We start from the raw sequence: 7,628 nt of genomic DNA, 5'->3' as shown, positions 1-7,628 counted from the left end.
CGCCCGGCTGGAACCGCTACTGGCGCACAATGTGCCCCAATTACCGCAGCGTCGATTTCCCCGCTTTCGACATCTGCAAGGACCGCACCGACGAGCAATATTCCATCGTCATCGCCGACCAGGTGCTGGAGCACGTGCAGCGGCCGCAGGCGGCGGTGCAAAACATCCACGCCATGACCCGGCCCGGCGGCTGGGCGATGGTGGCGACACCCTTCCTGTTTCGCGTCCACGCCAGGCCGCACGACTACAACAGATGGACCCCTGCCGGCCTCAAGCAGCTGATGGTCGAGGGCGGCTTCGCGGAAGCCAACGTCAAGGTCCACGGCTGGGGCAACAAGGCCTGCGCCAGGGCCCATATCGGCGGCCCCGTGCGCGCCTACGGCCTGTGGCGCGACCTCAGCAACGACGAGGAATACCCGCTGATGGTCTGGGCGTTCGCGAAGAGAGCGTGAGAGGCCGAGGTGCGCTAAGTCGCGGCCCCTGCAGTTGAGGTCTTTGCGCTCAATTCTGGCTTGAGCCAAATCCGGCTTCTCGACAACGCCCTGCGTTAAGGTTCTTGATCCTGGCCGTGCAGCTATCGTTTTTGCTGGCCAACGATCGGCCCCTGGGAATGTTCCATGCGCAATGGAACTCGTGGCGTCGGGTGTGGTTATCGACGATCACACAGGAGGGCTGCACATGTCTGGCAACGACAACCATCGCGAAACGGGAGCAACAAAATATCCTGCCAAGACCGGTCCCGACCCTTCGGATTCTTTCTCCCAGGACGCGGCGGGTAACAAGAATCCGAGGAGCGGGGTGGGACTGACACGGCCTTCGAACGACGTGAACGACAAGACCCATCAGTCGGACGGGCAGAACCCTTCGGGGCAGATAAAGAGGTCCAGCCCATGAACGTCGCAAATCTTCGCGCGAAGGCTGATGACTTCGATTGCGTGGCAACAATGTGCATGTTCACAAGGGGCCTGCTGTCGACGACATTGATACCGGTCTGAGAACGGTTGAGGCGTCCCGTGACAGGCAACCAGCGGACAAATGAAGTTCCCCTGCCAATCGCAACACGATCTGCTGTCCGATCCCGCTTCTTCAGATCGCTGACAAAGCCCAAGGTGAATCGGACATCCCCCATTTTCCGAACTGGCGAAGATGGTTGGACAAGCGAAAGAGCATTACAACGACCAGATGTGAGGGGCTGCTAGCCTGCAGCATTCTACATTTCACTGTTTTCGATGATGCCGGCTTCGCCATCTCGAACGCGTGTTCGCGGTGCCGTCGGCTTCCTTAGGCGAACTCCCGGTCCTCCGCCTTGCGCAGTCTGCCCATGGCTCAGGAAAGCCACGCCGCCCATTTCCAATGCGGCTTGCATCGCAAGGAGCTTGTCGGTGGCCGGTACACGCTTGCCGTTTTCGAAGTCCCTAACCGTTCCTTCGCTCACATTCGCTTTTGCGCCAAGCCTGGCTTGCGACCAATTTAAGAGCCCCCTTGCCGCACGGCATTGTTCCCGGGTTGGTCGGACCACAAATGTCTCCTCGATCGCGTGGGGCGCGGCCGTGCTCAAGCTTTCTTGCGCTTCGGCGAAAGGCTCTTTCTGGATGCTGCCAGCCCTTCCTGCTTGAGACTCTTTTTAAGAATTTCAGCCAGGTTGATGACGTTCTCTTTTGGCTTGGGAGCCGGCTTTGGCGGCGCCTTACCCTTGCGCTTCGCATCGATCATGGCGATCAAGGCATCTTCATACGTATCTTCAAATTTTGAAGGATCGAAAGTCGTAACTTTCTTGTCGATCAGCATGCCGGCGATTTCGAGCAATTCAGGATCGTATTTCGCCTTCGTCAAGCCATCGAAAACACTGTCTGCGGAGACCACCTCGTTGTGGTTCCGCAATTCTGTCATCAGCATGCCTTTGCCATGAGGTTGGATCAGCACCTCCCGGCCGCGCTGATAAAGGACGATACAGGATCGGGCAGCAACACCCTTGTTCTTCATCGCGTCGCGAATGACGCCGTAAGCCTCGACAGCGGCGCCGTCGGCAGGAATCAGATAGTAGGGTTTCTCGAGATAGCGCGTATCCACGTCGTCAATGGATACGAATTCGCCGACCTCGAGTGTATGATCCGATGTCAGCTTCAGCGCCTTGATGTCGTTGGGATCGATCTGAAGGAACTCATCTTTCTCGACTTCGAACCCCTTCACCTGGTCTTCCGCCTCGACGGTCTTTCCCGTCTTCTCGTCGGCATAAACACTTTTGACCGGCAGACCGTCTTTTCGGTTCAGGATCTTGAAATGAATCTTGGATGCCTCGCTGGTTGCGCCGATAACCTTTACGCCGCAAGCGACGGAACCAACCTTTAAAAAGCCCTTCCAGGCCGCACGCGGCGCAACCATTTAATTTGTCCTGTTTCCGTCGAGGCAAACGAACGGGCGTTTGAATCGTTCCGCTGCATGCCGGTCTTGCCGCTGTCAGGCGTGCCTGACCAACGGACCTATGCTCATCGAGAACGGCCCGCAGCTCTTCGGCAAGGTCTTCAAGGTTGAAGGGTTTTGGCAACAGCTGCGTGCCGAGATCGAGCTTGTCTTGAGCGACCTTGCTGGACCGCGATGTGTCGAGCGCCAATCCGCGGCGACGGAGATTAAGACGCCACATCTCCTCTGAGACGGAAAAAGTGACTGCCGCGTCATTCCAGCGCCGAACGAACCAAATCTCGTCCACGGCGTTGAGTCGCGCGTCGCGTCCTCAGCCGGGATCTGTTGCATGACAAAAGGCGAGCTTTCCACCTATCGCGCCAAGCGTGATTTTACGAAGACGAAAGAACCGAGTGGCGAGCGCTCGATCGCTAAATCGAACCGGCTCCGCTTCGTCATTCAGAAACACGCGGCGACGCGACTGCACTATGATCTTCGCCTTGAGCTCGACGGTGTCTTCAAGTCGTGGGCTGTTACCAAAGGTCCGTCTCTGGATCCTCAGGACAAGCGCCTGGCCGTCCAGGTTGAGGATCATCCGCTCGACTACGGCGACTTCGAAGGTACCATCCCCAAGGGGCAGTATGGCGGCGGAACGGTGCAGCTGTGGGATCGAGGCTATTGGCAGCCGGAAGGCTCCATGCCTCCTGAGCAGGCACTGGAAAAGGGTGATCTGAAGTTCATGCTCGACGGCAAGCGCCTGCATGGAAGCTTTGTGCTTGTGCGCATGAAGCATGACCGCAATGGCGGGAGACGGACGAACTGGCTGCTGATCAAGCATCGTGACGAATACGCGACGGATGGCAACGGCGACGCGGTGCTGTCTCATGATCGATCCGTGGCCTCCGGACGGAGCATGGAAAAAATTGCCGCGGGCAAGGGTTCCGGCCCGAAGCCGTTCATGATGCAAGGCTCTTCTGTGGCCGATGCCGATGCGGTGTGGGACAGCAATCGTGGCCACGCCGCCGACGAGCGCGCAAAGTCGTCTAAGGGAATGGCGAAGGCGGTGCTGCCTGCGAAAGGAGCCGCGCGGGGTTCGACGGCGAAGATGCCTGGCTTCATCGCACCACAGCTCTGCGCGACGCTTTCGCGGCCGCCGGCAGGGACAGACTGGGTTCATGAAATCAAATTCGACGGCTACCGCGTCCAGTTGCGCATCGAGGACGGCGCCGCCACGTTGAAAACACGAAGAGGTCTGGATTGGACGGAAAAATTTGACGCCATCGCAAGAGAGGCGGCCCATTTCCCCGATGGCATTATCGACGGTGAGATCGTAGCGCTCGGCGAAAATGGCGCACCGGATTTCGCCGCTTTGCAAGCCGCGCTGTCCGAGCGCCGGACAAAGGATCTCGTATTCTTTGCCTTCGACTTGTTGTCCGCCGACGGCGAGGATTTGCGCAGACTGTCTCTTACGCAACGCAAGGAAAAGCTGAGCGAGATGCTGGGCGAGGTGGATCGCGGCGAGGAACACCTGATCCGCTATGTCGAGCACTTCACCAATGGCGGCGATGCGGTGTTGCGTTCTGCTTGTCGTCTTTCGCTTGAAGGCATCATCTCCAAAAAGGCTGATGCAACCTATGTGTCGGGAAGGACCGACACTTGGGTAAAATCGAAATGCCGCGCCGGGCATGAGGTTGTCATCGGTGGCTGGTCTAACACCAACGGCAAATTCCGATCTTTGCTCGTTGGCGTCAACCGCGGCGAACATTTCGCCTATATCGGCCGTGTCGGAACCGGCTTCAGCGAGGCAAAGGTCAAGCAACTGCTGCCCAGGTTGAAGGCAATGAAGGCGACCAAATCACCTTTCACCGGCGATGGCGCGCCGAAGAAGGACTCCACCATCTTTTGGACAAAGCCGGAACTGGTTGCTGAGATCGAGTTCGCGGGATGGACTGGGGGCGGCAATGTCAGGCAGGCTGCCTTCAAAGCCCTGCGTGAAGACAAACCAGCAAAGGACGTCGAGGCCGAGCGCCCCGCCGATCCTCAGGACACGAAGCTCGCCGACCCTGCCAAGGCAACGCGAGGTACGGGAAAAAGCCCGGTTGTCATGGGCGTCATCATTTCCAAGCCGGACAAACCGCTTTGGCCGAACGCCGGCGACGGCGGGCAGCCGGTGACGAAGCTCGACCTGGCCGAATACTTCGAGGCCGTCGGCCCATGGATGATCAAGCATCTCAAGGGACGACCCTGCTCCCTCGTGCGCGCTCCTGATGGCTATGCGGGCGAACAGTTCTTCCAGCGCCACGCAATGCCAGGCACGTCCAATCTGCTGGAACTGGTGAAGGTTTTCGGCGACCACAAGCCATATCTGCAGATCGATCGTGTCGAGGGGCTGGCGGCCATCGCCCAGATCGGCGGCCTGGAGCTGCACCCCTGGAATTGCCAACCCGGTCATCCCGAGATCCCCGGCCGACTGGTTTTCGATCTCGATCCTGGTCCGGAAGTTGCCTTCGCCGAGGTCGTCGCGGCGGCCAAGGAAATGCGCGACCGTCTCGAGGATTTGGGTTTGGTGAGTTTCTGCAAGACGACGGGCGGAAAGGGGCTGCACGTTGTCACGCCCTTGGCGACCCAGCGCAGCAAAACCACATGGCCCGAGGCCAAGGCCTTCGCCAAGGCGGTCTGCATGCAGATGGCAGGCGATAGCCCAGACCTCTACCTTGTAAATATGGCCAAGAAGTTGCGGACGTCCCGAATCTTCCTGGACTACCTTCGAAACGATCGCATGGCGACAGCCGTCGCCCCACTGTCTCCGAGGGCGAGAGAAGGCGCAACGGTATCCATGCCCCTGACATGGGGGCAGGTGAAGGCGGATCTCGATCCGAAGAGAGACACGGTCGCCACTGTGCCCGGCCTCCTGAAGAAGACCGTCGCCTGGACCGATTACGGTGATGGCGAACGCTCGATCAGCACCGCTATCAAGCGGCTGGGGTCGGCAAAGCTCGCCGCATGACATCCGAAACCGCAAAGCTGCCGTTTGGCGTTCCATTGGACACCGTGCCGATGGAGGCGAAAACTGCAGACGCGTTGCCTGACGGCGCCGGCCAATGGCAGTACGAACCCAAATGGGACGGGTTCCGTTGCCTTGCCTTCAAAGCCGGCGATAAGGTGGACTTGCGCGCGAAATCGGGTAAGCCGCTCGGCAGGTATTTCCCCGAAGTCGTTTCGATGTTGCGAGCCTTGAAGGCCAAAGAGTTCGTGGTCGATGGGGAAATCGTGATCGACGTCGATGGCGCGCTTTCGTTCGATGCATTGCAGATGCGGCTGCATCCGGCGGAAAGCAGGATCCGGAAACTCTCTGCCGAAACGCCGGCCAAACTGATCCTGTTTGATATGCTGGCTGGTCCCGGCGGCAGCGTGATGGACCAACCGCTGTCAGCACGCCGCAAGGCCCTGGAAGCGCTCATTCCGTCGACTGGAAGCCCCGGCCTTGAGCTTTCGCGATCGACTCAGGACGTGGTGACGGCAGTGAAGTGGCTCAGTCAATCCGGGCAGGGTTCGACGGATGGCGTTGTCGCAAAGCGTCTCGACGAAGGATACCGACCTGGCGAGCGTGCCATGGTCAAGGTCAAGCGTCTGCGCACGGCGGATTGCGTGGTTGGCGGATTCCGGTATCTGGCAAGCTCGCCCGAGGTCGGTTCTCTTTTGCTTGGGCTCTATGATGGTGAGGGCAAGCTCGACCATGTGGGATTCACCTCGACGATCGCGGAGCAGGACCGGCCACAATTGACGCGACAACTCGAAGCTTTGCGTTCACCTCCCGGCTTTACCGGCAAAGCGCCGGGTGGCCCAAGTCGCTGGAGTACGGAAAGAAGCGGGCAATGGGAGCCATTGAAGCCGAAACTGGTCGTAGAAGTTCGGTTCGATCATGTCACAGGCGATCGCTTTCGGCATGGGACCAAGTTCATACGCTGGCGTCCCGACAAGCACCCCAAACAGTGTACGTTCGACCAGCTGCTGAAATAGCGAACGGGGCCCCGTCCATTTTTGAGGGTGCCGGGTAAGGCCATTCGGGCAGTAGCCATCACAACGTAGGATCAAAAAGGTGGGACCACGCGGAGAGCCGTCGCTACCGCTTCGGCAGCATCCTCGGCCAAATAATATCGGCCCTCAAGGCACTGTCCGGTCAGCGCGCCAAACTCCACCTGCCGTGCTAGGTAGCATTGTCTGGATCTCAAGTGGAGGTCGCCAAACCCTACTCCGCCTCAAAAGCAGGTGGCGGTGTGTGCTCTCCGGTTTGGCAAGCAGCTGCGGGCGGTTCCGCAGGCATGTGCCCAGGAAGATGAAAGACCCCGAACCAGCTCTCGGTGTTCTGCGCGCAAAGGCGCGGAATGCCCAGCGGAACCGAACGACATCCGCGAACTTAAAGCGATATGAGCACGCGTGGCGCCGACTTTCTCTATCACTGGATTTCAGAACACCTGCCTGAAAAGGCGCCCCCTGATTTGCTGGTTTCGGTCGCCGATCTGGCGGACGAGGCCATGCAAGAGGCCGGCCGGCAGGGAATATCGACCGAAGAAGTCGACGAGGAAGTAGAGAGCGTCTACGAAGCGATTTTTCATGCCATGGAATACCGGGCAGGGGGGTTGGTGGACTGAATCGCTTCCTGTTCGTTGCGGCCGAGTTGCTACTTCACCCACCCCCACTTTTCTATGTCATGATCGTTGCACTGGTGGTCGGCACGACGCTGTCGATTGCTCTATCGCTCGTGCGTCATCGTGCGTCGGGCTCGGGTCAGGCAGTCTTCGAGACAATGACGGCCAGCGATGCCAACCGGCCTTCGCTCAGGCAGCGGATGTAATTCTTCCGCCGCTGCACGAATTCAGCGCCGAGCACGATCTCATTGGCCTGCTGTTGGGCCGGCGAGGGCATGATGCCGGAGCTTGCCCTTTTCAATGCCAGTTCGACATGTTCGCCGGTCTCCTCAATGATGTCGTCAACATGGAAGCCTGCGTCGACGAATAGGGTCTTCAGGGCGTTTCGGTCAACAAGGTGGCTGGCCTCCGGCGCGACCGCCCACGGCAACGGGTAATGCGGCTCACCGCCCGCCAGCACGGCTTCCGTCCAGATCAGCTTGCCGCCCGGCTTCAGAACGCGAAAAGCCTGCGCGATCACGGCGGCCTTGTCGGCGATGTTCATGCCGACATAGAAGCAGATTGCCGCGTCGAACGTGT

Annotated in this window: 8 protein-coding genes; 5 read left to right on the top strand and 3 right to left on the bottom strand. The window is 59.3% G+C overall.

The annotated features are described in order from the left end of the window. The coding region (locus tag EN993_RS27570) for a methyltransferase domain-containing protein (protein WP_127265337.1) at nucleotides 1–452 on the top strand (452 nt) is incomplete at its 5' end. 758 nt (nucleotides 453–1,210) lie between these two features. Here the strand turns inward: EN993_RS27570 and EN993_RS27555 are convergent. Next, nucleotides 1,211–1,519, bottom strand: coding sequence for a helix-turn-helix transcriptional regulator (locus tag EN993_RS27555; protein ID WP_109671190.1), 309 nt, complete (start codon nucleotides 1,517–1,519; stop codon nucleotides 1,211–1,213). Nucleotides 1,520–1,554: 35 nt separating this feature from the next. Next, complete coding sequence (locus tag EN993_RS27550) at nucleotides 1,555–2,382, bottom strand: Ku protein (protein WP_127265336.1); 828 nt, start codon at nucleotides 2,380–2,382, stop codon at nucleotides 1,555–1,557. Between the two features lie 100 nt (nucleotides 2,383–2,482). Here EN993_RS27550 and EN993_RS37150 point away from each other — a divergent pair, with 100 nt between their 5' ends. From EN993_RS37150 to EN993_RS27535, 4 genes are all read left to right on the top strand, one after another. Beyond that, nucleotides 2,483–2,650 (top strand): hypothetical protein, encoded by a 168-nt coding sequence (locus tag EN993_RS37150; protein ID WP_164548591.1) that lies wholly within the window; start codon nucleotides 2,483–2,485, stop codon nucleotides 2,648–2,650. Nucleotides 2,651–2,749: 99 nt separating this feature from the next. Then, a complete protein-coding gene (gene ligD / locus EN993_RS27545) occupies nucleotides 2,750–5,407 on the top strand; it encodes a DNA ligase D (RefSeq protein WP_127265335.1) in 2,658 nt (885 codons plus the stop codon). Further along, nucleotides 5,404–6,420 carry an ATP-dependent DNA ligase gene (locus EN993_RS27540; RefSeq protein ID WP_127265334.1) on the top strand — a complete coding sequence of 339 codons (1,017 nt, stop codon included), beginning with the start codon at nucleotides 5,404–5,406 and terminating at the stop codon, nucleotides 6,418–6,420. The genes ligD and EN993_RS27540 overlap by 4 nt, the downstream gene beginning before the upstream one ends. A 407-nt stretch (nucleotides 6,421–6,827) precedes the next feature. Next, nucleotides 6,828–7,052, top strand: a complete 225-nt coding sequence (locus EN993_RS27535; RefSeq protein WP_109671054.1) for a DUF768 domain-containing protein — start codon at nucleotides 6,828–6,830, stop codon at nucleotides 7,050–7,052. A 136-nt stretch (nucleotides 7,053–7,188) separates the two neighbouring features. Here the strand turns inward: EN993_RS27535 and EN993_RS27530 are convergent. Beyond that, nucleotides 7,189–7,628, bottom strand: a 440-nt coding sequence (locus tag EN993_RS27530; RefSeq protein WP_127265333.1) for a methyltransferase domain-containing protein, incomplete at its 5' end; no start/stop codon positions are given.

The organism is Mesorhizobium sp. M7D.F.Ca.US.004.01.2.1 (assembly GCF_003997785.1).
GTDB lineage: Bacteria > Pseudomonadota > Alphaproteobacteria > Rhizobiales > Rhizobiaceae > Mesorhizobium > Mesorhizobium loti.
Note: the sequence above shows the minus strand (reverse complement) of the source record. Positions and strands in the feature narration are given on the sequence as shown.